We start from the raw sequence: 22,777 nt of genomic DNA on the forward strand, positions 1-22,777 counted from the left end.
ACTAAATCAAGCTGATGACAAACAAAAATACATATAACCTTCTGTCGCAAATCAACATACCGGCCGACTTGCGCCGTTTGCCCATAGACAAATTGCCGCAAGTATGCGAGGAATTGCGCCGCGACATCATCGACGAGTTGGCAGACAATCCGGGACATTTCGCTTCCAGCTTAGGTGTCGTGGAACTGACGGTCGCTTTGCATTATGTGTACGACACGCCTTACGACCGCATCGTATGGGATGTGGGGCATCAGGCATACGGCCATAAGATACTGACAGGAAGACGGGAACGTTTCTCTACCAACAGGAAGCTGCACGGGCTGAAACCTTTCCCCTCTCCTTCCGAAAGCGAATACGACACGTTCACCTGCGGACATGCTTCCAATTCCATCTCCGCCGCTTTGGGCATGGCGGTGGCCTCGGCCAATCAGGATGAAAAAAGAAGGCATATCATCGCTGTCATCGGTGACGGTTCGATGAGCGGTGGGTTGGCTTTCGAAGGATTGAACAATGCTTCTTCCACTCCAAACGACATCCTCATCATCCTGAACGACAATAACATGAGCATAGACCGCAGTGTGGGAGGAATGAACCATTATTTCCACCAACTCCACACTAGCAGTCTCTATAACCGCCTGCGTTTCGCCGCTTCCCGGAAACTATTCAACTGGGGATGGCTCAACGAAAACCGCCGGAAGCAACTCATCCGTTTCAACAACTCGCTGAAGTCGCTTATCAGCAACCAACAGAACGTATTCGAAGGAATGAACATACGCTACTTCGGCCCTAGCGACGGTCATGACGTCATCGAACTGGTACACACGCTCCGGGTCTTGAAAGACATGAAAGGCCCTAAACTTTTCCATATACACACCGTCAAAGGCAAAGGATTCAAACCGGCGGAGAAAGCGGCTGACATCTGGCACGCACCGGGCAAATTCGACAAGGAAACCGGCGAACGCATACAGACGGACACGAGCAACCTGCCTCCACGTTACCAAGATGTCTTCGGACAGACCTTACTCGAACTGGCCCGGATGAACCCGAAAATCATCGGAGTGACACCTGCCATGCCGTCGGGCTGCTCAATGAATGTCTTGATGAAGGAGATGCCGGACCGGGCCTTCGATGTAGGCATCGCCGAAGGGCATGCCGTCACCTTTTCCGGGGGCATGGCACAAGACGGCCTCATCCCGTTTTGCAACATTTATTCCTCCTTTGCCCAACGAGCCTACGACAACCTCATCCACGACATTGCGATAGAACGCCTTAACATGGTGTTATGTTTAGACCGCGCAGGACTGGTGGGTGAAGACGGTCCCACGCACCATGGCGCATTCGACTTGGCCGCGCTCCGCCCCATCCCCAACCTCATCCTTTCTTCCCCACTCAACGAAAAAGAACTGCGCCTGCTCATGTACACGGCACAGCTCCCCAACCAAGGCCCGTTCGTCATCCGCTACCCACGCGGACGGGGCGTGCTGACCGACTGGCAATGTGATTTTGAAGCCATCGAAGTGGGGAAAGGACAACTTCTCAAAGAAGGAAAGGACATCGCACTGCTTTCGTTAGGCCCCATCGGCAACACGGCGGCAGAGGCCATCCGCCTGTTCGAACAACAACAGGCACAAGAAGGACATCCTCTCACGGTAGCCCACTATGATATGCGTTTCCTCAAGCCGTTGGACGAAAACATCTTACACGAAGTTGGAACGCATTTCTCCCGAATCATCACGATAGAAGACGGAGTCATCTGCGGAGGATTAGGGTCTGCCGTATTAGAATACATGTCCTACCATGACTTCTTCCCTAAAGTAACACGGATGGGACTGCCCGATTATTTCGTAGAACACGGCACGGTGGAACAACTACGGCAAATAGCCGGAATCGACCGGGATGCCATCGTGTCACAACTCCGTTCCATTTCACAAAAGTAAATCCATGAAGATTATCATTGCCGGTGCCGGGGCTGTAGGCACACATTTAGCACAACTCTTAGCCAAAGAAAGCCAGAACATCACGTTGATAGACGAAAGCGAAGACAAACTTTCAAAAGTAGCCGACAACGTTGACCTCATGACCCTCAACGTAAAACCGACTTCCATCAGCGGCCTGAAAGAAGCCGGAGCCGCACATGCCGAATTGTTCATCGCCGTCATGCCAGACGAAATGAAAAATATCACCTGCTGCATGTTGGCCCACACCTTGGGGGCGCGGAAAACCGTAGCGCGCATCGACAATGCGGAATACTTGGACGAAGAATACAAAAGCTTTTTCAAGAACATGGGTATCAGTTCCCTCATCTATCCGGAAATACTGGCCGCACGGGATATCATAGAAGGCATCAAACATAGTTGGATAAGGCAGTGGTGGGAAGTGCACGACGGGGCACTCGTCATGTTGGGCATCAAGTTGCGTGAAACCGCAGAAATCCTCAACATCCCGCTGAAGATACTGTGCGGTCCGGACACTTGCTACCATGTCGTGGCAGTCAAACGAGACGACATGACCATCATCCCGAACGGTGATGCCACGCTTCAACTGGGCGACATCGTGTATTTCATGACCACGAAGAAATACATTCCTTACATCCGAAAGATTGTAGGCAAAGAACATTATGAAGACGTGAAAAACGTCATGATCATGGGAGGCGGACGCACGGCCATGCACACCGCCCTGAATGTCCCGGGATACATGGAGGTGAAGATCATAGAAAGCGACCCCGCCCGCTGCAACGAGCTGAACGAGGCTTTAGGAGACAGCGACGTGATGGTCATCAACGGAGACGCACGCGACTCTTCGTTACTGATTACGGAAGGCATACAGCACACCCAAGCTTTCGTGGCCCTGACCGGACAAAGCGAAAGCAACATCCTGGCTTGCCTTACGGCCAAACGGTTGGGAGTGCGGAAAACCGTGGCGCTAATAGATAACCTGGACTATATCTCCATGGCCGAAAGATTGGATATCGGCACCATCATCAACAAAAAGACGATTGCCGCCAGTCATATTTACCAGATGATGTTGGATTCGGACGTTACCAACGTGAAATGCCTGACCGTGGCCGATGCCGACGTGGCTGAATTCGAAGTAAAATCCGGGGCCAAAGTCACCAAGAAACCGGTGAAAGACCTCGGCCTTCCGACGGGAGTAGCCATCGGAGGGTTAGTACGAAACGGCGAAGGCATGCACGTAAACGGATTGACACAAATCCAGGAAGGCGACAGCGTGGTCGTATTCTGCCAAAACATGTTCATCAAGAAGTTGGACAAGTATTTTGCATAGCTCCGGCATCCATGCGGTCCAACAAACGCCGGATGTCCCGTTCAAGCAATTTATAAGGCGGCGCATCCTTAAACCCTACATTCTTCCGCAACATGTCCTCCACGGAATTCTGGCTATGTTGGTAACACGACAATTCGTTTTGCCGCTGCGTGTCGTGCTCGGCCAGATTACGGATTTCACGCTCACGTTCTTTACGCAGCAAAATACAAACAGGATCCAACAAGGGAGAAATCACGTTGTCGAACAAGGTATGCCCCTGAATATACAAATAAGTCGTCTCCGGGGTGACCCCCAAACCTAACAGTTCCGTCTTCAGCATCTCGTAATCTTTCTTCGCCTGTGGGAAGTGGCGTTGCAACCAAGCTATCTTCCGGTTGACCCTCCGCCGCACAAGTTCCAACGTCTGTTCGGGATGGTACACATTAATATCACTGAAACTCACATGATTGCCAAACTCCGTCAAAGTAAACTCCCGGTAATGGTTCCGCCGGTACACCCAAACCGACCATACGAACAACGGCCAGATAAGTTGGGAATATTCCCGCATGAAACTCTCAAAATCCACAATCTGGCGGTCGTTGAGCGTAGCCATTACACAGACACGGTGCAACGTCTCCGCATAACACTGGTAATTCTCGATGGCGTATGCATAAGTATGGAACACAAAAGGGTTCCGGTTAATCAGCCGTGAGGTCGGCGTGGCGCCCTGCAACAAATAATCGTAGTCCGCATCGACGCAGGCTATCATATAATTTCCCAGTTGGGGGCCGAGCTTGTTCGTCAACACCAGTTTTTTCCCTTTGCCCAACGTACTGCGGGAAGGCAACATGATTTCAAAATAACGGCTGTCATCCTCAAAATCATCCAATACGGTCCGCCAGAAAAACACATCGTCGTAACTTTCCACATACGCCACGATTTTCCGCCGTGCCGTTTTGGGTTTCAACCTCTGCGCCGCTCCCAGATACAAAGAAGTCAGGTTCTCAGACAATCTTTTGGCCATAACGCTCCCCTCCCTTCCTCAGAAATTTATTGTGTAATGTCGGTCACTTCCGTCACGGCATCCATCCATCCGTTCATGATCATGGCCGGCGAATGCGTCGTCAGGATGATTTGGACATTCGGATTCAACTGCCGTATCAGCGTAATCAGCCTTTGCTGCCACTCTACATGCAGGCTGATTTCCGGCTCGTCCATGAAAAGCACGTAAGGCTGACGGTCTTCCACCAATACGGTAAGCAGAATCACGAGCATCTGCTTCTCGCCGGAAGAAAGTTTGTAAGGCGAAAGCACCTCGCCGAACTGCTCCAACTGTATTTCATTGCTACTGCGTACGATTTTCTTTCCGGTCTCGCTGAACAGCTCGTCCACCATGTCTTGGAACTGCACACGGGCTTGAGCTGCCTCCTGGGCCTTGGCCTTCGCTTCCGGGTCACCGCTCGTCAGCATGGCAATCATACGATTCCCCACATTGACCTGATAGTCCAGGAAACGCCGCTGCAAGAGATAAAGCTGCCAGTCTAGCTCTGTAGCCACCCTGTCATCCGCTAATTTTTCCAACAAATTGCTGTGGACCAAAGGACGGTCGAAGCTCCGCACCACATCGAACCTTACCGTCACCGCATCCACCGGTTCGTATGTCAGTTTCACATCGGGCTTGTCCGTACAGCTGTCTTTGACCACCTGCAAAAGCCTTAATATCACTTTGTTCAGAATCGTGCTCTTGCCGACCCCGTTCACACCGCTCAGGATATTCACCTTGCGGTCCAATTCCCACACGATATGCTTCTGCCCGCTCCAAAGCGAGTCTATCTCAATACGCCGTATGTATTCACCTATCTTATCCATAGTCTGCGTTTTTCAGAATCCTCTTTATCCAAAGACAGCAAACAGCCAGGCCGAATCCTGTCCTCGCTTCAGCAAAGATAAGTTTTCCCATAGAAAGAAGCAACGGAAAGATGCTAAAATTTGTGATGAAACGACTAACTTTGCAGTCGTTTTTCCGATACGTATAAATTCAAGAAAGATGTATAAAGATAAAAACCTGACAGGCCACCTTTGCATGTTTGCGGCCTGTGCGGCCTGGGGACTGATGTCGCCCTTAGGCAAAGATGCCATGGCGCACGGCATCAGCGGATTGGCATTGGTAAGTTTCCGGGCGGCCGGTGCGGCCTTATGCTTTTGGCTCACTTCCCTTTTCGGCCGCCATAAGGAAGAAGTCGCTCCCCGTGACTTACTGATGTTTTTCTTTGCCGGCATGCTCGCCATCGTGTTCAACCAATGCTGCTTTACGATTGGGCTATCCCTGACATCCCCCGTCAACGCCAGCATCGTCACCACCACACTCCCCATCGTGACCATGCTTCTGGCCGCCCTGTTCCTGAAAGAACCGGTCACGAACAAAAAAGTGTTGGGCATCTTCTGTGGTGCCATCGGTGCCCTGCTGCTTATCTTAGGCAACGGACACGCCACCCAAAAAGGCAATGGCAGCCTGACGGGCGACCTGCTGTGCCTTACCGCCCAATGCAGCTTTGCCGTTTACCTGACTATCTTCAAGAAGCTGATACAGAAATACACCGTAGTGACCTGCATGAAATGGATGTTCACCTACGCTACCATCGTTATCCTGCCCTTCACCTACAAGGACCTGGCCATACTGCCATGGGCTGAAATTCCGACAACCACTTGGTTTGAAACGGCTTTTGTGGTCTTCGTGGCCACTTATTTAGCTTATATCATGATGATGACAGGACAGAAACTGCTACGCCCCACCATCGTGAGCATGTACAACTACGTGCAACCCATCGTAGCCTGTATCGTCAGCGTAGCTACGGGGTTAGGAGTCTTCGGATGGAGTCAAGGGGCAGCCGTCCTTTTGGTTTTCGGAGGCGTATGGTTGGTTACCCAAAGCAAAAGCCGGGCCGACCTGAAATCCGAGCATGCTTCTCCTACCGATCCCAAATCCTAAGCCGCCATGCCTGCATCACCTGTCTTATGGCTCCAACAGCAACGTCGCTTGCTCGAATTGGAATATGAATACGAAAAAACGCAATTCCGCACCCAAACGGAAATAGCCGGCATAACCCGAAAAATCAAACAAGGGCTATGTTGGTACCCGCTTTCCTTAGGAAAGAGTTATTACAACTCGCTCAACCAACTGGTAATAGAAGTAGAACGCACGGAGCATACAGAAGAAGACCATGGCTTCGAGCCGGGTAAACAAGTGTGTTTCTTCACACAAGATGCCTCCGGAGAGCTACGACAGGGCAACCACGGCGGTCGACTGCATTATTTCCACTTTACCGGCACCGTAAGCTTCGTAGACGGCAATACGATGGTGGTAGCCCTGCCGGACACGGAAACCCTTTCGCATTTGAGAGGAAACGACCGCGTCGGTGCGCAACTCTACTTGGACGAAACCACCTACCGCCTGATGTTCGAAGCCTTGGACCGGGTAAGTGCCGCACGGCATGGCCGCTTGGCAGAATTGCGCGACATTTTTCACGGAACGGCCCAGGCCGGTCACTTTACATTCCAACCAGTACGTTTTCCTTGGCTCAATCCCACACAAGAAACCGCAGTCAACGAAGTGTTGCGTGCCAAAGACGTGATGATCGTGCACGGCCCTCCGGGAACAGGCAAGACCACTACCCTTGTGGAAGCCATCTACGAGACGCTCCACCGCGAGAGCCAAGTATTGGTGTGCGCACAAAGTAACATGGCCGTAGACTGGATTTCGGAGAAACTGACCGACCGGGGCGTGGCAGTCCTGCGCATCGGAAACCCTTCTCGCGTGAATGACAAGATGCTGTCGTTCACCTACGAACGGCGTTTCGAAGCACATCCTTCCTACCCCTCGCTCTGGGCCATCCGCAAAGCCATCCGCGACCTGTACGCCCACCGCCCGTCGTCGGGCCGTGAAGCTTTCCACCAAAAGATAGCCCGGCTACGCGACCGGGCAACCGAACTGGAAATCGCCATCAACGAAAGTTTGTTCAACGAAACGCGGGTCATTGCCTGCACGCTGACAGGCAGTGCCAACCGCGTATTAGCAGGAAAAAAGTTCTCAACCTTGTTCATCGACGAAGCCGCCCAAGCCCTCGAAGCGTCCTGTTGGATTGCCATCCAAAAGGCCGGGCGCGTCATCCTGGCCGGTGACCACCGCCAACTTCCTCCCACCGTGAAATGCCCCGAGGCCATGAAGGGCGGACTGGACCGCACGCTGATGGAAACCATCGCCGCCCGCCAACCTTCCGCTGTCAGCCTGCTCCGCACGCAATACCGCATGAACGATGCCATCATGCACTTCTCTAGCGAATGCTTCTACGACGGGAAGGTGGAAAGTGCCCCGGAAGTGAAATACAGGGGCATTCTGGACTGGGACACGCCAATGGAATGGATAGACACGGCAGACGAGGAACAAACCGCCCCATACCTGACAGAAGAACCTTCCAATCCGGTATCCGCACCGGCTCCCCCGACGGCAGGGATACCCGACTTCGAAGAAACCCGCAATCCGGACAGCACTAGCCGTTCCAACCCCGAAGAAGCACGGCTCACCCTGAACATACTGAAGGCCTATTTCCAAAAGATAGGCAAGGAAAGGATATTGGCGGAACGCATCGACACCGGGCTCATCTCCCCTTACAAAGGCCAAGTGCAACTATTGCGCACCCTGTTGCGCCGGGATGCCTTTTTCAAACCCTACCGCCATCTGCTGAGCGTAAACACCGTAGACGGGTTCCAAGGGCAGGAGCGCGACGTCATCCTCATCAGCTTGGTGCGGAGCAACGAGAACGGGCAAATCGGATTCCTGCACGACCTGCGCCGTATGAACGTGGCCATCACGAGGGCACGCATGAAGCTTATCCTAGTGGGCAACAGCCATACGCTATGCCGCACACCTTTCTACAAACTGATGTACAGCTACATCAAATCATTAGACACCCAATGATTTCCCCATTCCATGAGGGATACTAAAAACCGCCTGTTATCTTCACGACAACAGGCGGTCCAACCTTAACTAATCGAAAATATACTTTCCCATACGGAAAGCCTATTTCATTCGATTCTCCACTACTTTCCAATCAATAATCTGCCACAAAGCTGCGATATGGTCGGCACGCCGATTGCGATAGTCCACATAGTAGGCATGTTCCCAAACATCGAATCCCAACAGGGGCACGTAGCCCATCGTCACAGGATTGCCGCCGTTAGGACATTGTACGATAACCAATTCGCCCTTTTCGTTTTGCGCCAACCACGCCCAACCCGAACCGAATAAACCGGTGGAGGCTGCCGCCATTTTCTCCTTGAATTCGTCAAAGCTTCCGAATGCAGTCCGGATGGCCTTGTCCAACTTGCCTTCCGGCACTGCCGGGCCTTCAGCCCCCACCGGACGGAACTGTTCAAAATACAGTGTATGATTGAGCACCTGGCCCGCATTGTTAAACAACGGACCGGCCGGTGCATGGCGTACGATCTCTTCCAGATTCTTCTTTTCATACTCGGTGCCTTTCACCAACGTATTCAACGTATTCACGTATGCCTGTAAATGCTTGCCATAATGATAATCTATGGTTTCCTTGCTGATGACAGGTTCCAAGGCATTGCTCTCGTAGGGTAACTGGGGCAGCGAAAATACGGCTGCCATAGAAGTGATGATAATTTGCGTCAACATGATTTCTTCATTTTTTAATTAATATATTGGGTTTAGTATGCTTCCCCTTCATCTCTCACATACACAGGAATCGCATATCACAAAGGTAACACTATTTGCCATACCCACAAACTTTTCAGGATTTTATTTACCCTCATTTATACTTTGTGAAGAAATACTTATTTTCTGCCGCATAAAATACAGCTTTATTGTTTTTTGTGTACATTTGTTCACTGAACCACAAAATACATGATTATGGACTTCAAAGACCTTTGCCACGCACGCTATTCCGTGCGTGCCTTCAAGCCGGATGCCATTCCGGCAGAGAAAATGGAATATATCAAAGAATGCACGCGCCTGGCTCCCTCGGCCGTCAACAGGCAGCCGTGGAAATTCATCCTCTTCACCGGCGAAGACGACCGCGCACGCCTGCAGCAATGTTACGACAAGGAATGGTTCCGCGAGGCTCCGGCTTATATCTTGGTCTGCGAAAACCACGGGGCGGCCTGGACGCGGCGGTATGACGAGAAAAACCATGCCGACATCGACGTGGCCATCGCCATAGAGCACTTGTGCCTGGCTGCGACTGAACAAGGATTGGGCACTTGTTGGGTGTGCAACTTCCGCGTGCAACTCTGCCAAGAGCTTTTCAATCTGCCTGACGAGTGGTATCCGGTAGCCATCATCCCCATCGGCTATCCGGCCACACCGGCCATTCCGGAAAAGACACGCAAGGCGATGGCCGAAATCTGGGAAGACCGCTAAGCCCGGGAGTCAGGGCGTAAAGATTTACAAATTCCTCATGTAGGAAATCTGAAAAACAACATGCGCCAAATGAAAAATCAATCTCAGCCAAACGATTTTTCATTCGGCTGAGATTGATTTTTCATTTGGCGCAAAGAATTTCACGGCTCTACACAAAATATTAAACCTCTGAATGCCAACATAATAGAGGATGACACCCAGAGGTTTCACACTTCATCCGGAAACTTTACAAGAAAAGTTCCCGAAAAATATTCCTTACGCCACCTTTTCGAGCTTCTTCATAATGGAGAAGATGAACAAGGCCGAAAGCAGACAAAGCACGATGAGCACGCTCCACACCATCCACAACTCGATGCCGCCCCACAGGTAACCGATGATAGACACCATGTAATTGCCGATAGCCGTGGCCACGAACCAACCACCCATCATCATACCCTTATACTTCGGGGGAGCCACTTTAGACACGAAAGAAATGCCCATGGGAGACAACAACAACTCAGCAAACGTCAACACAAGATAAGTGGAAATGAGCAAATTGGGCGAGACCAAGCTGACATCGGCACCCTGAGCCAACGCATCGGGCGTAGGCAATCCCATGGAACCGAAAGCCATGATACCGAAACCGCAGGCGGCAATCAGCATCCCCAACCCGATTTTACGAGGAGCCGAAGGTTCCTTTCCTTTCTTGGCCAAGAAACCGAATATCGCCAACGAAACCGGTGTCAAGGCTACCACGAAGAACGGATTGAACTGTTGGAAAATCTGCGGCAGGATCTCCACCTCGGCATCGCTTGCTGCATACTGCCCCGCCAGAACGCCCACGGAAGCTACTGCCACCAGACCGGAAACCAGTTTGCTGCGGCCTGTCCTGCTTTGGAAGAGAGAGAACATGGCATACACCAAAGCAATAATCAGCACCAAATTGAACACATTAAACGTCATGCCCAACAAGCCCGAAGCCGAAGCCTGCGTATAATCGCGTGCGAAGAACGTAAGCGTCAAGCCGTTCTGGTGGAAAGCCATCCAGAAAAAGAGCACCACGGCAAACACAAGACAAAGCGCGGTGATGCGTTGGCGCGTCTCGGCCGGAGACAGTTCCTCCACGGGTACATGCCCGTCAGATGCCGTCTTCGCGTTATAATCGGCATGCTTGAAAGTGCTGCGGAAGCCATAGTATATAAGGATGGACACGATAAGCGAAACACATGCCACGGCAAAGCCGTAATTGTAAGCTTCGGACAACTTTTCGATGTAACTCTGACAGAAAACCGCCGTGTCACCCGTGAATCCCTGTGCAGCCTTGAGCGACTCCAACGTGGCGGCAGACTGTGCCGTCATTCCCGCCGCATTATCCATATACTGGTGGGCAAGGGCAGGAATCTGTGCATTATAAGTGAAGCCGTTCATGCCCAACACGTAATTAGTCATCTTGGTGGCCGCCGTGGGGGCAAACAGCGCACCGATGTTGATGGCCATGTAGAAGAGGCTGAACGCCGTGTCGCGCTTGTCCCTGTACTCTGGCGCATCATAGAGGTTGCCGACCATGACTTGCAGGTTGCCTTTGAAAAGTCCCGTGCCGCAAGCAATCAATGCCAACGCACCGAACATCATGGACTTTCCGGCCACATCAGCACCCGTCGGGACCGCCAACAACAAGTAACCGATGAACATGATGAATATACCGAGCGTGACCATCTTGCCGAACCCGTACCTGTCGGCCAACATTCCGCCAAAAAGCGGCACAAAATAAACCGCCCCGAGGAACACGCCGAAAATTGTGGATGTCTCACCGGCCGAGTATCCAAATTTCGCCTGTAAGAACAACGTGAAAATGGCCAGCATCGTGTAGTAACCGAAACGCTCGCCCGTATTGGCCAGCGCCAATGCATAAAGACCTTTAGGTTGACCTTCGAACATAACTTAAAATGTTTTTAATAGTGAATAATTTTAATCGCAAAGATAACATTTAATTTTTGCTTTCCACCCCATTTTGAGGCTTTAGTATCGTTTTTCCCCCATATCCACAAACATTTTATCATTTCCAACCTCTGCATAAAAACGTTTTTTAGCAATTTATTAGAGTTTGTGACATAAAAGGGCTATCTTTGCACTTCCTTAAAAACAATCAGGATATACAAATCCAAAATAATCAGATTATGAGCAAATTTGAATTCAAGCCTAAACTATTCCTTGACTTGAGAGAGTACAACAAAGAAAAGCTGACGGCAGACATCATGGCCGGCCTCATAGTGGGCATCGTAGCCCTGCCATTGGCCATAGCCTTCGGCATTGCATCCGGCGTGACACCTGAGAAGGGCATCATCACGGCCATCATCGCCGGACTGGCCGTGTCCCTGTTTGGCGGAAGCCGTGTGCAAATCGGCGGACCGACGGGGGCTTTTATCGTTATCATCTACGGTATCATACAACAATACGGCGAAGCAGGCCTGCTTGTGGCCACCGTCATGGCCGGCGTGTTCCTGATTCTGTTGGGCGTATTCCATCTGGGTACCATCATCAAATACATCCCCTATCCCATCGTGGTAGGCTTCACCAGCGGAATCGCCGTGACCATTTTCACGACGCAAATCAAAGACCTGTTCGGACTGACCATCGACAACGTGCCGGCCGATTTCATAGAGAAATGGATCGTGTACATCCGCCACTTCGGCAGCTTGGACGTATGGTCCACCGCCGTGGGTATAGTCAGCGTGGCCATTATCGCCCTCTCCCCCAAACTGACCCACAAGATTCCGGGTTCGCTCATTGCCATCATCGTCATGACCGTGGGAGTCTACCTGCTGAAACAATACGGTATAGCGACGCAAGTGGAAACCATCGGCGACCGCTTCATGATTAAAGCCGAACTTCCGGGCATGAACGTACCCGAACTGAACTGGGAAAGCATCAAGCAACTGATGGCTCCTGCCATCACCATCGCCATACTGGGAGCCATCGAATCGCTGCTCTCGGCCACCGTGGCCGACGGTGTCATCGGCGACCATCATGACTCGAACCAGGAATTAGTGGGACAGGGCATCGCCAACATCCTCTCCCCCATCTTCGGCGGCATCCCTGCCACCGGTGCCATCGCCCGTACCATGACGAACATCAACAATGGGGGACGCACGCCCGTGGCCGGTATCGTGCATGCTATCGTGCTGCTGCTCATTTTCCTGTTGCTCATGCCACTGGCGCAATACATTCCTATGGCCTGTCTGGCGGGCGTATTGGTCATTGTGAGCTATAACATGAGCGGTTGGCGGACATTCAGGGAACTTTTGCGCAATCCTAAGTCCGATGTGGCCGTCTTGCTTATCACTTTCTTCCTCACCGTGATATTCGACCTGACCGTAGCCATTGAGTTCGGACTGGTACTGGCCTGCCTGTTGTTCATCAAGCGGGTCATGGAAACCACGGAGGTGAACCTTTTTAAGGATGAAATCGTCCCTACGGATGCCGACGGCACCGTGATTTCGGAAGAACACTTGCACATTCCCGACCACACGGAGGTCTACGAAATCAACGGCCCTTACTTCTTCGGCATTGCCAACCGGTTTGAAGAGGTCGTACTACAAACCAAGGAACAGCCTAAGGTACGTATCATCCGCATGCGGAAAGTTCCGTTCATCGACTCTACGGGTATCCACAACCTGACCAACCTGTGCGAGATGAGCCATCGCGAAGGGGTGCACATCATCTTGTCCGGAGTTAATCCGAAAGTACACGAAGCCCTCAAGAAAAGCGGATTTTATGAACTGCTCGGCAAGAAAAACATCTGCGACAATATCCATACGGCCCTCGAAGTGGCCCGGCATTACTTGAACCGCTGACCCGTTTCTCCGGCCTTGACTAAAAAACAGCCGCCCTCCCATATATATAAAATAGGTATATGGAAGGGCGGCCGTAACTTCGGCTATGCCATCTACAACGCAAGCAGCTGTTCGCCGTGCGTCTTGGTCTTGACTTCTTTCGGGGAGAAGACCTTCTCTATCACTCCTTCTTCATCAATGACAAAGGTGGTGCGGAAAGTTCCCATATACTTGCGGCCATACATGCTCTTCTCTCCCCATACGCCCATCTCATTGACCAACAACTTGTCCGTATCGGCAATCAACGTGAAAGGCAACTCATGTTTCTCTATGAACTTCTTGTGCGAATCAGCACTGTCCACGCTTACCCCGATTACCTCGTATCCTTTATCCTTCAGCGCAGAATAGTTGTCGCGCAGGCTGCAAGCTTCGGCCGTACAGCCCGACGTATTGTCCTTGGGATAAAAATAAAGCACCACTTTCTTTCCACGGTAGTGGCTCAACAAAATCTGCTCTCCTTGTTCGTTCACGCCCAGCACCTCGGGCGCCTTGTCTCCTACATTCATATTTTCTTTATTTTCAGGTTAAATATAATCATCAGTCCGGCATCTTACGATTCACTCGCATTCGTCAATCGTATAGTTCACAAAATCATTGAAGGGCTTCATCAACTCGAAAATCTCGGCCGTACGGTCCAACCAGTTTTCATCACGGAAGAAATCATCCGGCACCGTGTGGCAAACGGAGTAATCTTTCGGCCTCAAATAATCCGGATAAGGGAAATCCTTCGGAAAGCCCTTAGGAAGGGTTTTCAAGTGCGTCTCGCCTATGACGGGAAATGCCGCCTTGAAATCTGCCGCCTCCACAATAGAACGGAATTCGTCCACCTCGTCCACGATGGACTGGCGGACAGCTTTCAGAATCGGCGAAGGCAGACACCACGACCCACCGGCCAACAAGCATTCACCGGGCTGAAGGTGGAAATAATAACCGCTATGCCAGGACTTCTTGCCGCAGGCGTTGATATAGGCTCCGAAATGGCGCTTATAAGGCGATTTGTCTTCAGAGAAACGCGTATCGCGATAAAAACGATACGTGCAATCCTTTACCGTAAGGTGTGCCACACTACCGTCAAATACCGCGATACGATGGATAAGTGCCTGCACCATCTCCTCGAAAAGCCCGTGCGCTTCCTCATACTGCCTTTTGTGTCCTGCAAACCATCCCCGGTCGTTATGCGCCGCCACATCTTTCAGGAAGTCCAATATGCAATCTATCTTTGCTTTCATTTGTGCCTTATTTTACAAGGGCAAAGATAGTACAAAGCGGATAAAAAACAAAGCAAATGCGCCAACCTGTGCCCAAAAAGAGCGTATTGATTCAACCCTACCACTATTTGACGCGTTTATTCTCTTTCCGCTATATCATAAAGGTGTAAATTTACAGCGTCGAGATCTTTGATAACCATAAAAAACAAGTATCGTGGGCGCACCCGCAATACTTCATTACAACTTAACCCATAAATTAAACAGTTAATCACAATGAGAAAAAACACGTTACTCGTAGGAGTACTGTCCTTATTGGGGACAAGTCAGGCGATGGCCGACGATTGGGTCATCGAACTCATGAAAAGCAACGCATCCCACATTGAGTTGGTAAAAGATGCGAGTTTTGATGTAGGTTACGGCTGCATCGGGAACACTTCGACGGAAACCGTCATCGGTTTGGGAGAAGTGGATTTCGGTACAGACGGGACGAACTACAAAGCCACCGGAGTGGAGTTCGCCCACGGATGGGGCAGTTACGACGAGGAGAAGATTGTAGTCCTCAGTGCCGGAGCCACGGCAGAAGAGGCCGTCCCGTTCAACGAAATGACCGTGACCCGCACTTACGGTTACCATCAGTTTGAACTATTTGCCGAGAATATGGACAAAGGAGACGGATTCGTCCTTCCCGCCGGTAAACAGAAAGTGTGGCTGACTTTCCGGGCCGGACAAGGCAACCTGCGTTCGGTGAAGTTCTATAAAAACGCCATCTCCGAAGGAATGGAAGGCGTACAGCCTTGGCCCAACCAAGCGGAAGGCTACGGAGACATCACGACTTCCATAGAAGCTGCCGCATTTGAAAGAGCGGTGGAAGTACCGGAAAATCCGGAAGAAGACCCTTACAAAGATGCCAAATACGATGAAAATACGGCATGTTGGGGCGGAACAAACGACGGATTCATCGTCAAATCCAATGAAGAAATAGACTTCGGCAACGGAGAATTCCAACAATTAGTGGCCTATATCGGGCATGACGGCGAAAGATACACGGAGTACATGGAATTCTATATCGACGAAGTAAAACCGGAAAATATGGTGGCCAGGACATGGACGGGCATCAATATACAGGAATGGAACAAGTTCACACCGGTGGCCACTACGTTGAAAGAGGTAACGGGCAGCCATCACCTGTATGTGAAATGGGGCAATGCCACGAACCTCCACCAGATAGATTTGGTCAAAGAACCCGTCTGGTATGAGAATCCGGACTGCGGAGTCGTTTACGACAACGCACAACCGTCGGAGAATGCTGTGGTATTCGTGACCAAAGGCGAATCCGGAGCTACGGAAGGCGGAGACGTGTCCCAAGGCGAAACTGCCTGGAAAATAATCCAACCCATCAGCGGGGGGGCCAAATGCGAAGGCAGCAACATCGGTTACACCAAAGCCGGCGTAGTGGTCATGTACCAGGACATAGACTTCAAGGACGGTTACTATAAGGACGTGTTCATCAACGCTTCTTGCGACAAGACCTATATCGGTGGCACCACGGAAGAAGCCAATTATTCTTTATACGTGGATTTGGATGACATCGACTGGGCCACCGTGACGAATCTGGACGAACTGCATGGCGCACTCGAAGGCCGTGAGCCGGTGGCTGTGGTCAGGGCACAAGGCACGGGCGCGTGGAGCAACAAACTCACCACTACCGCCCCGTTAAGCCACGTGGAAGGCGTACATAATTTATATGTGGTCTATAATTTGCCCGACAGGGACAATATCGGTGCCAACATCTACGGATTGTATTTGGATCCGGGACAGAACCCCGAAGAGCCTCAACCTGCTACCGGCGACTTGTTTATCCCGCTCATGAAGAGCAATGCGGAAAACATCGAATTAGTAAAAGATGCGTCTTTTGACGTCGGTTACGGGAATATCGGCAATACAAGCGAAAACACCATCATCGGATTGGGAGAGGTGGATTTCGGAAAAGACGGGAATGCCTATCAGGCTACCGGTGTGGAGTTTGCCAACGGTTGGGGCACGTATGGTGAAGCCAAATACGTCGTACTCAGTGCCGGGGCTACTCCGGAAGAAGCCGTCCCGTTCAATGAAATCAGGGTGGAAAGGACTTTCGGTTACCACCAGTTCGACATGTTTGCCGAAAACATGAAAGAAGAAGACGGTTTCGCACGTCCTACCGGCAAACAGAAAGTATGGCTGACTTTCCGTGCCGGAAGCGGGAACTTGCGTTCCGTAAAATTCTATGAAGAGGCTATTCCCGAAGAAGAGGAAGGCCTGCAACCATGGCCCAACGAAATGGAAGGATACGAAGAAATGGCCATCGTCATTGACGGTTCTGCCCTTGTGAGAGCAGTAGACGTTCCGGAAAATCCAGAAGAAGATCCTTACAAGGATGCACTATACAATGAAGAAACGGGGTGTTGGGGCGGAACAAACGACGGATTCATCGTCAAATCCAATGAAGAAATAGACTTCGGCAACGGAGAATTCCAACAACTGGTGGCCTATATCGGTCACGACGGTGAAAGATACACGGAATACATGGAGTTCTACATCGATGAAGTAAAACCGGAAAACATGGTGGCCAGGACATGGACAGGCATCAATATACAAGAATGGAACAGCTTCACCCCAGTAGCCACCCGGATACAGGAGGTGACTGGCAGCCATAGCCTGCTCATCAAGTGGGGAGGTGCCACGAACTTGCAGAAGATTGAACTGGTCAAGGATTCCCTCTGGTTTGAAAATCCGGATTGTGGAGTCGTATATGAAAACGTAGAACCATCGAAGAATGCCGTAGTGTTTGTCACGACAGGAGAAAACGGAGCCACGGAAGGAACTGACACCAACCAAGGCATACAATGGGAAGTCATCAAGCCCATCAGCGGGGATGCACGATGCGAAGGAAGCAACATCGGGTTCACCAAAGCCGGCGTAGTCGTCGCTTACAAAGGCATCGACTTCAAGGACAATTACTATCAAAAGGTCTTCATCAACGCATCCTGCGAACCGTCATATATTGGCAGTACCATAGAAGATGCAAACTTTACGCTTTACACAGACTTGAACGACATCGACTGGGAGAATGTCACCAACCTGGAAGAATTGAATGCGACACTCGAAGGACGCGAACCCGTAGCTGTCGTCAGGGCACAAGGCACCGGAAGTTGGGGCAACAAGCTGACGACAGCCGGCGATTTGGCAGACTTAAGCGGAATACATGACTTGTACGTAGTCTATAACTTACCCGACAGGGACAATATCGGTGCCAACATCTATGGCTTGTACCTCGACCCGGGAGAGAATCCCCAAAGCATCAAGGAAAACATTGCCCAAGGAAACGGAATAGAAGTACGCGGCCATGACAACCGGGCCACCATTTGTACCGGCACGGATATGCATGTCACGGTTTACACCGTAAACGGAACTGCCATAGCTGAAATGGACGTAAAAGCCGGCACAACGCTCATCGACAACCTCAATTCGGGCATCTATATCCTGAAAGCTACAGACAAGGACGGTAAGACAACCGCCCAAAAGTTTATCGTGAAATAAAAAACACCTAACCTTTGGATGCGGGGTGAACATGCCCCCGCATCCATTTCTAAAATGACCATTATGAAAATAAAACACATGATTGCCGTAAGCCTGCTATTACTCACAGGCATACGGACGGCAAATGCCGTAGAATGGCAAATGAAGCAAGGCCCCATGATGACACCTTGGAGCGAAACCCTTGACCCGGAAAATGTGCTCGGCGAATACCCCCGTCCACAAATGGAACGCCAAGAATGGATGAACTTAAATGGCATCTGGGACTTGCGGAAAGCCATACAAGACGAAGATTACAGCCCCGATTTCATTTATGACAAGAAAATACTCGTGCCCTTCCCACTTGAATCGGCCATTTCCGGCGTAATGGAAGAAAGCGACAACCAATGCTATTGGTACAGGCGAACTCTGACGATACCGGAAAGCATGAAAGGGAAAAACATCCTGTTGCATTTCGATGCCGTGGATTGGAAAGCGATTGTCTATGTCAATGGAAAAAAAGTAGGCCAACACACGGGAGGTTACGACCCGTTCTATTTCGACATAACCTCTGCACTAACAGACGGAGGCGAGCAGGAAATAGCCGTTTATATCCATGACAATACGGGAGCAGAAGGCCAACCTAAAGGCAAACAAGCCTTGGACAAGTGGGGATGTTGGTACACTCCAGTCAGCGGCATCTGGCAGACGGTTTGGCTCGAACCGGTGAATCCGGTACATATCACCCGGTTGTCTATCGAACCGGACGTGGACAATTCCTGCTTCAAACTGCAAGTGAACGCTACCGGCGACAGCGAAGCCACTGCCGACATCCGGTTGTCAGACCCCGACGGTAACACTGTAGCTTCATTGCAAGGCGTAGCCACAGGCACTCCATGCACCTTGCCTGTAAACGCTCCGGAACTGTGGTCGCCAGAACATCCCTACCTTTACGACCTCAACATCACACTATCTTCGGAAGGACAACAAACCGATGCCGTGAAAAGCTATTGCGGCATGCGCAAGATTGAAGTGAAAAACGTGGACGGCACACCACGCATCTTCCTGAACGATACACAAATCTTCCAAATGGGACCATTGGACCAAGGTTGGTGGCCGGACGGACTGTACACGGCACCTAGCGACGAAGCCCTCCTGTTCGACATCAAAGCGATGAAAGAACTTGGCTTCAACATGATACGCAAACACATCAAAGTGGAACCGTCACGCTGGTACATGCATTGCGACCGCGAAGGGATATTAGTATGGCAAGACCTGCCCAGTCCTAACCTTCCTGCCGGACACGAAGCCTTTGCAAGGCAGAACTTTGAAGAGGAAGCTGTCCGCATCATAGATGCTTTCGAAAACCATCCGAGCATCGTGCAATGGGTCGTATTCAATGAGGGGTGGGGACAGTTCGACACCGAACGGATGACGCAAGTAGTCATCGACAAAGTCAGCCCGCAAAGCCTTGTCTGCTGCGCCAGCGGATGGAATGATGCCGAAATCGGTGACATCAAGGACTCTCACAGCTACCCCTACCCTTCTTGCCCCATCGACCAGAAACGCGCCTGCGTCAACGGTGAATACGGAGGCATCACCCTGAAAGTACCCGGACATATCTGGCCGGGCGGAGACTTCGGATACACGACAGTGGAAACAGCAGAAGACTTTACCATCATGTTCAATGACTTGGCTGACAAAATCAAAGACCATTATTATTATGGGCTTAATGCAGCCGTTTACACACAGTTGTCGGACGTGGAAATCGAGAAGAACGGCATCTACACCTATGACCGGCGCATATTGAAACCATATTCACCCACAGGAGAATTGAAAGATAAAATCTTGGAATGCATCAACATGCCGCAAAGCGACGTAAAGATACAACCCGTCGTATCGACGGCCAAGGAACATAAATACAAATGGAAGTTCATCACCGAAGACAATGCACCTCGCCACTGGTTTTCCAAAGGGTTCGACGACAGCCTATGGCCCAAAGGGACTGCCGCATTCGGAAAGAGTTCATTATGGAATACGCAAGGACTTATCTCCATACCTTGGACCACACCGCAAATTTACATGCGCCGTTGGTTCTACTTGGGCGACGTAACCCAAGAAATGATCGACTGCATGCGCTTCATGATTTACCATGACGATGACATTTTCATCTACATCAACGGAGTTTGGGCTGCCACGAAGAAAGGTTCTGTTTCCAATTACATTCCTTACGACATTTCCGACGAAGCACGCCAGACCCTCAAACCGAACAGTTGGAACCTGATAGCCGTAAAATGCATACAAGGCAGCGGAGAGCAAATCGTAGACGTGGGCATCTCGGCGTTTTCAGCCACAGACTTCCATTATAAGGAGGTGTACGACGAATTCACGAACGAAGACTTTACCGAACTTCCGGAACCGGGTAATCCGACAGAACCGGTATTTGAAAAAGTGAAATACCCCGTGCCTGCCGAACAAGCGGCTACCGCCATCTCCCGTGGACAGTTCCTGCATTCTACCGACCGTTCCAATGCGGCTTGGGGAGACTTCGACAACGACGGATTCCTGGAAGTCACTTATTCCGGCAACAACGAACACCAACGGATAACCTCGCGGAAAAAGTTTTCCGCCCTGTATGACTATCAAGAAGACGGGACATTCAAGAAGCTGGACAGTCCTTTCGACGTGGTATATTATGCTTGCCCCACATGGTTCGACTACAACAACGACGGCTTAATGGACTTGTTCGTACCCGGAGTGAAATCCATGGATTATGAAAATGACCTCGATGATGTGGTTGCCTACTTGTACGAGAACAAAGGTATCGGACCGGACGGGCAATATGTATTTGAAGAAGTAAACCAAGCCACGCCGGAAAGCAACCTCATGGGAATCTCTCCTATCTACGGCTCGCTGGACGGTGGACGGTCGCGCCACTACGTATCCGTAGGCGATTATGACAAAGACGGTTACCTTGACCTCATCATCGCCGGACTGGACGACTACGAAGACAAAGACGGCATCACGGATGAAAACGGTAACCCCGTCGTACACCACGACCGGCGCGTGCTTTACCTCTATAAAAACAATAAAGGGAAAGGATTCATCCGGCAAGAAACCCCTCTGGACGGCGACAAACCCTTCACGGGGCTGTCAAGAGGTTCGGTACATTTTGCCGATATGGACAACGACGGTTGGTTGGATATCATCTCATCCGGTTACGGCCCGGGCGAAGGCAATCTCCGCATCTATTGGAACAATGGCGACGGCACTTTCTCCGAAAACGGGCAATACCTATACGGATCATACGATTCGTCTTGTTTCCCCTGCGACCTGAATGCCGACAGGTGGACGGACATCGTGGTAACCGGATATTCTGCCACCAAAGGACAGAATGCCAAATCATTCTACGTATACCGCAATAAGGGCGGACGGACATTTGAGATGTTGGACGATTTGTTCTGCGGATTTGAAGGAGTAGACGGGGCTACCCCCTCGTTCGGCGACGTGAACCACGACGGGCTGCCGGACATCTTAGCGGGCGGACACGGCGAAAGCCACGAAATCACAACCTGGCTTTATCTGAACCGGGGAGATTTCTGTTTCAAGCCCTACGGCGGATGGTACGACACGGAATCTCCTTGGACGTTCAACCGCATCACCCACGGTAACAATCATTTGATAGACTTCGACAACGATGGCTATCTGGATGCCTGGAACATGGGATGGGCGCATAGTGACGTATGCTCACGCGAATGCGCCACCGAACTTTACCGGAACATGTCGTCCGACAAGGGAGCCGTCCCCAACGGAGCCCCCACCGCCCCCAAAAACCTGAAAGCCGTCTACGACCAAGCCACAAAGATGGTCACTTTCAGTTGGGACGCAGCTTCGGATGACGTCACTCCCCAAGAAGCCTTGCAATACAACCTGTATTTGAAAAAATCGGGTTCAGACAATATCTTCATGACCGTGCCGGCTGACGTGCAAACCGGTTTCATCAAAACAGGAGAAATCTCGGGACAAATCTCGACGACCGTCTACTCCATGTACATAGATGACGAGGAAGCCACGTATGAATGGGGCGTACAGGCCATCGACAACGGCAAGAGAGGCGGAGCGTTCACACAGTCCCGCTTCGACCCGTCCGGCAGTTCCGTAGAGGAATATATGCTCCCCGGCGTCCGGATATATGGTGCAAATGGCAAATTGCATTACCACGTGAACGAAAGCACAACCCTGACCATCATGGATGAAACCGGAACCACCATTTCCCACATGACTGTCAACGGCAGCGGAACAACCGACATTCCCCTACACGGGGTCTATCTCATAAAAGCCGACATTGGAAATAAGGCACAAACTTTCAAAGTTGTCTTATAACCACTTCCACAAACTGAATTACGTACACTTCCGCAGATAAAACCACATTATCC

The 22,777-nt window shown here is 51.0% G+C and carries 14 protein-coding genes; 8 read left to right on the top strand and 6 right to left on the bottom strand.

Annotated elements, in window-relative coordinates:
* The first annotated feature begins 14 nt into the window (after positions 1-14).
* Complete coding sequence (dxs, locus tag HMPREF9442_RS04115; protein ID WP_008625661.1) at positions 15-1,937, top strand: 1-deoxy-D-xylulose-5-phosphate synthase; 1,923 nt, start codon at positions 15-17, stop codon at positions 1,935-1,937.
* Between the two features lie 4 nt (positions 1,938-1,941).
* Entirely contained in the window at positions 1,942-3,285 is a 1,344-nt protein-coding gene (trkA, locus tag HMPREF9442_RS04120; RefSeq protein WP_008625663.1) for a Trk system potassium transporter TrkA, read from the top strand.
* On the opposite strand, the gene HMPREF9442_RS04125 is transcribed toward trkA, so the two are convergent.
* A complete protein-coding gene (locus tag HMPREF9442_RS04125) occupies positions 3,257-4,288 on the bottom strand; it encodes a DUF4435 domain-containing protein (RefSeq protein WP_008625665.1) in 1,032 nt (343 codons plus the stop codon). The two genes, trkA and HMPREF9442_RS04125, sit on opposite strands and share 29 nt — an antisense overlap.
* A gap of 26 nt (positions 4,289-4,314) precedes the next feature.
* Positions 4,315-5,133, bottom strand: coding sequence for an AAA family ATPase (locus HMPREF9442_RS04130; RefSeq protein WP_008625667.1), 819 nt, complete (start codon positions 5,131-5,133; stop codon positions 4,315-4,317).
* A 178-nt stretch (positions 5,134-5,311) separates the two neighbouring features.
* Between HMPREF9442_RS04130 and HMPREF9442_RS04135 the strand changes: the two genes are divergently transcribed.
* Both HMPREF9442_RS04135 and HMPREF9442_RS04140 read left to right on the top strand, forming a co-directional pair.
* The gene (locus HMPREF9442_RS04135; protein WP_040602589.1) at positions 5,312-6,253 is read left to right on the top strand and encodes a DMT family transporter; all 942 of its coding nucleotides are present in this window, start codon (positions 5,312-5,314) and stop codon (positions 6,251-6,253) included.
* A 6-nt stretch (positions 6,254-6,259) separates the two neighbouring features.
* Positions 6,260-8,239, top strand: coding sequence for an AAA domain-containing protein (locus HMPREF9442_RS04140; protein ID WP_008625676.1), 1,980 nt, complete (start codon positions 6,260-6,262; stop codon positions 8,237-8,239).
* A 102-nt stretch (positions 8,240-8,341) separates the two neighbouring features.
* Here the strand turns inward: HMPREF9442_RS04140 and HMPREF9442_RS04145 are convergent, their stop codons facing one another.
* The gene (locus HMPREF9442_RS04145) at positions 8,342-8,965 is read right to left on the bottom strand and encodes a superoxide dismutase (RefSeq protein WP_008625677.1); all 624 of its coding nucleotides are present in this window, start codon (positions 8,963-8,965) and stop codon (positions 8,342-8,344) included.
* 234 nt (positions 8,966-9,199) lie between these two features.
* On the opposite strand from HMPREF9442_RS04145, the gene HMPREF9442_RS04150 reads away from it, so the two are divergent.
* The gene (locus HMPREF9442_RS04150; RefSeq protein WP_040602620.1) at positions 9,200-9,709 is read left to right on the top strand and encodes a nitroreductase family protein; all 510 of its coding nucleotides are present in this window, start codon (positions 9,200-9,202) and stop codon (positions 9,707-9,709) included.
* 255 nt (positions 9,710-9,964) lie between these two features.
* Here HMPREF9442_RS04150 and HMPREF9442_RS04155 read toward each other — a convergent pair whose 3' ends face one another.
* Positions 9,965-11,626, bottom strand: a complete 1,662-nt coding sequence (locus tag HMPREF9442_RS04155) for a peptide MFS transporter (protein ID WP_008625681.1) — start codon at positions 11,624-11,626, stop codon at positions 9,965-9,967.
* Between the two features lie 239 nt (positions 11,627-11,865).
* On the opposite strand from HMPREF9442_RS04155, the gene HMPREF9442_RS04160 reads away from it, so the two are divergent.
* The gene (locus HMPREF9442_RS04160; protein ID WP_040602590.1) at positions 11,866-13,542 is read left to right on the top strand and encodes a SulP family inorganic anion transporter; all 1,677 of its coding nucleotides are present in this window, start codon (positions 11,866-11,868) and stop codon (positions 13,540-13,542) included.
* A 92-nt stretch (positions 13,543-13,634) separates the two neighbouring features.
* Here HMPREF9442_RS04160 and bcp read toward each other — a convergent pair whose 3' ends face one another.
* Both bcp and HMPREF9442_RS04170 read right to left on the bottom strand, forming a co-directional pair.
* Complete coding sequence (gene bcp / locus HMPREF9442_RS04165) at positions 13,635-14,087, bottom strand: thioredoxin-dependent thiol peroxidase (RefSeq protein WP_008625688.1); 453 nt, start codon at positions 14,085-14,087, stop codon at positions 13,635-13,637.
* A gap of 51 nt (positions 14,088-14,138) precedes the next feature.
* On the bottom strand, positions 14,139-14,810 hold the full coding sequence (locus tag HMPREF9442_RS04170; RefSeq protein ID WP_008625690.1) for a DUF2461 domain-containing protein: 672 nt from the start codon (positions 14,808-14,810) through the stop codon (positions 14,139-14,141).
* Between the two features lie 252 nt (positions 14,811-15,062).
* On the opposite strand from HMPREF9442_RS04170, the gene HMPREF9442_RS04175 reads away from it, so the two are divergent.
* Both HMPREF9442_RS04175 and HMPREF9442_RS04180 read left to right on the top strand, forming a co-directional pair.
* Positions 15,063-18,365: a T9SS type A sorting domain-containing protein gene (locus HMPREF9442_RS04175; protein WP_008625692.1), complete on the top strand. Its 3,303-nt coding sequence runs from the start codon at positions 15,063-15,065 to the stop codon at positions 18,363-18,365.
* Between the two features lie 18 nt (positions 18,366-18,383).
* Positions 18,384-22,724: a glycoside hydrolase family 2 gene (locus HMPREF9442_RS04180; RefSeq protein ID WP_008625694.1), complete on the top strand. Its 4,341-nt coding sequence runs from the start codon at positions 18,384-18,386 to the stop codon at positions 22,722-22,724.
* The last annotated feature ends 53 nt before the right edge of the window (positions 22,725-22,777 follow it).

Source organism: Paraprevotella xylaniphila YIT 11841 (assembly GCF_000205165.1).
GTDB lineage: Bacteria > Bacteroidota > Bacteroidia > Bacteroidales > Bacteroidaceae > Paraprevotella > Paraprevotella xylaniphila.

Excerpts from the sequence above, each read along its gene's own strand:
- HMPREF9442_RS04180 (WP_008625694.1), top strand. The coding sequence starts at position 18,384 with ATGCGGGGTGAACATGCCCCCGCATCCATTTCTAAAATGACCATTATG.
- HMPREF9442_RS04175 (WP_008625692.1), top strand. The coding sequence starts at position 15,063 with ATGAGAAAAAACACGTTACTCGTAGGAGTACTGTCCTTATTGGGGACA.
- HMPREF9442_RS04145 (WP_008625677.1), bottom strand. The coding sequence starts at position 8,965 with ATGTTGACGCAAATTATCATCACTTCTATGGCAGCCGTATTTTCGCTG.
- HMPREF9442_RS04135 (WP_040602589.1), top strand. The coding sequence starts at position 5,312 with ATGTATAAAGATAAAAACCTGACAGGCCACCTTTGCATGTTTGCGGCC.
- HMPREF9442_RS04150 (WP_040602620.1), top strand. The coding sequence starts at position 9,200 with ATGGACTTCAAAGACCTTTGCCACGCACGCTATTCCGTGCGTGCCTTC.
- HMPREF9442_RS04155 (WP_008625681.1), bottom strand. The coding sequence starts at position 11,626 with ATGTTCGAAGGTCAACCTAAAGGTCTTTATGCATTGGCGCTGGCCAAT.
- HMPREF9442_RS04140 (WP_008625676.1), top strand. The coding sequence starts at position 6,260 with ATGCCTGCATCACCTGTCTTATGGCTCCAACAGCAACGTCGCTTGCTC.
- dxs (WP_008625661.1), top strand. The coding sequence starts at position 15 with ATGACAAACAAAAATACATATAACCTTCTGTCGCAAATCAACATACCG.
- HMPREF9442_RS04160 (WP_040602590.1), top strand. The coding sequence starts at position 11,866 with ATGAGCAAATTTGAATTCAAGCCTAAACTATTCCTTGACTTGAGAGAG.
- bcp (WP_008625688.1), bottom strand. The coding sequence starts at position 14,087 with ATGAATGTAGGAGACAAGGCGCCCGAGGTGCTGGGCGTGAACGAACAA.
- HMPREF9442_RS04130 (WP_008625667.1), bottom strand. The coding sequence starts at position 5,133 with ATGGATAAGATAGGTGAATACATACGGCGTATTGAGATAGACTCGCTT.
- trkA (WP_008625663.1), top strand. The coding sequence starts at position 1,942 with ATGAAGATTATCATTGCCGGTGCCGGGGCTGTAGGCACACATTTAGCA.
- HMPREF9442_RS04125 (WP_008625665.1), bottom strand. The coding sequence starts at position 4,288 with ATGGCCAAAAGATTGTCTGAGAACCTGACTTCTTTGTATCTGGGAGCG.
- HMPREF9442_RS04170 (WP_008625690.1), bottom strand. The coding sequence starts at position 14,810 with ATGAAAGCAAAGATAGATTGCATATTGGACTTCCTGAAAGATGTGGCG.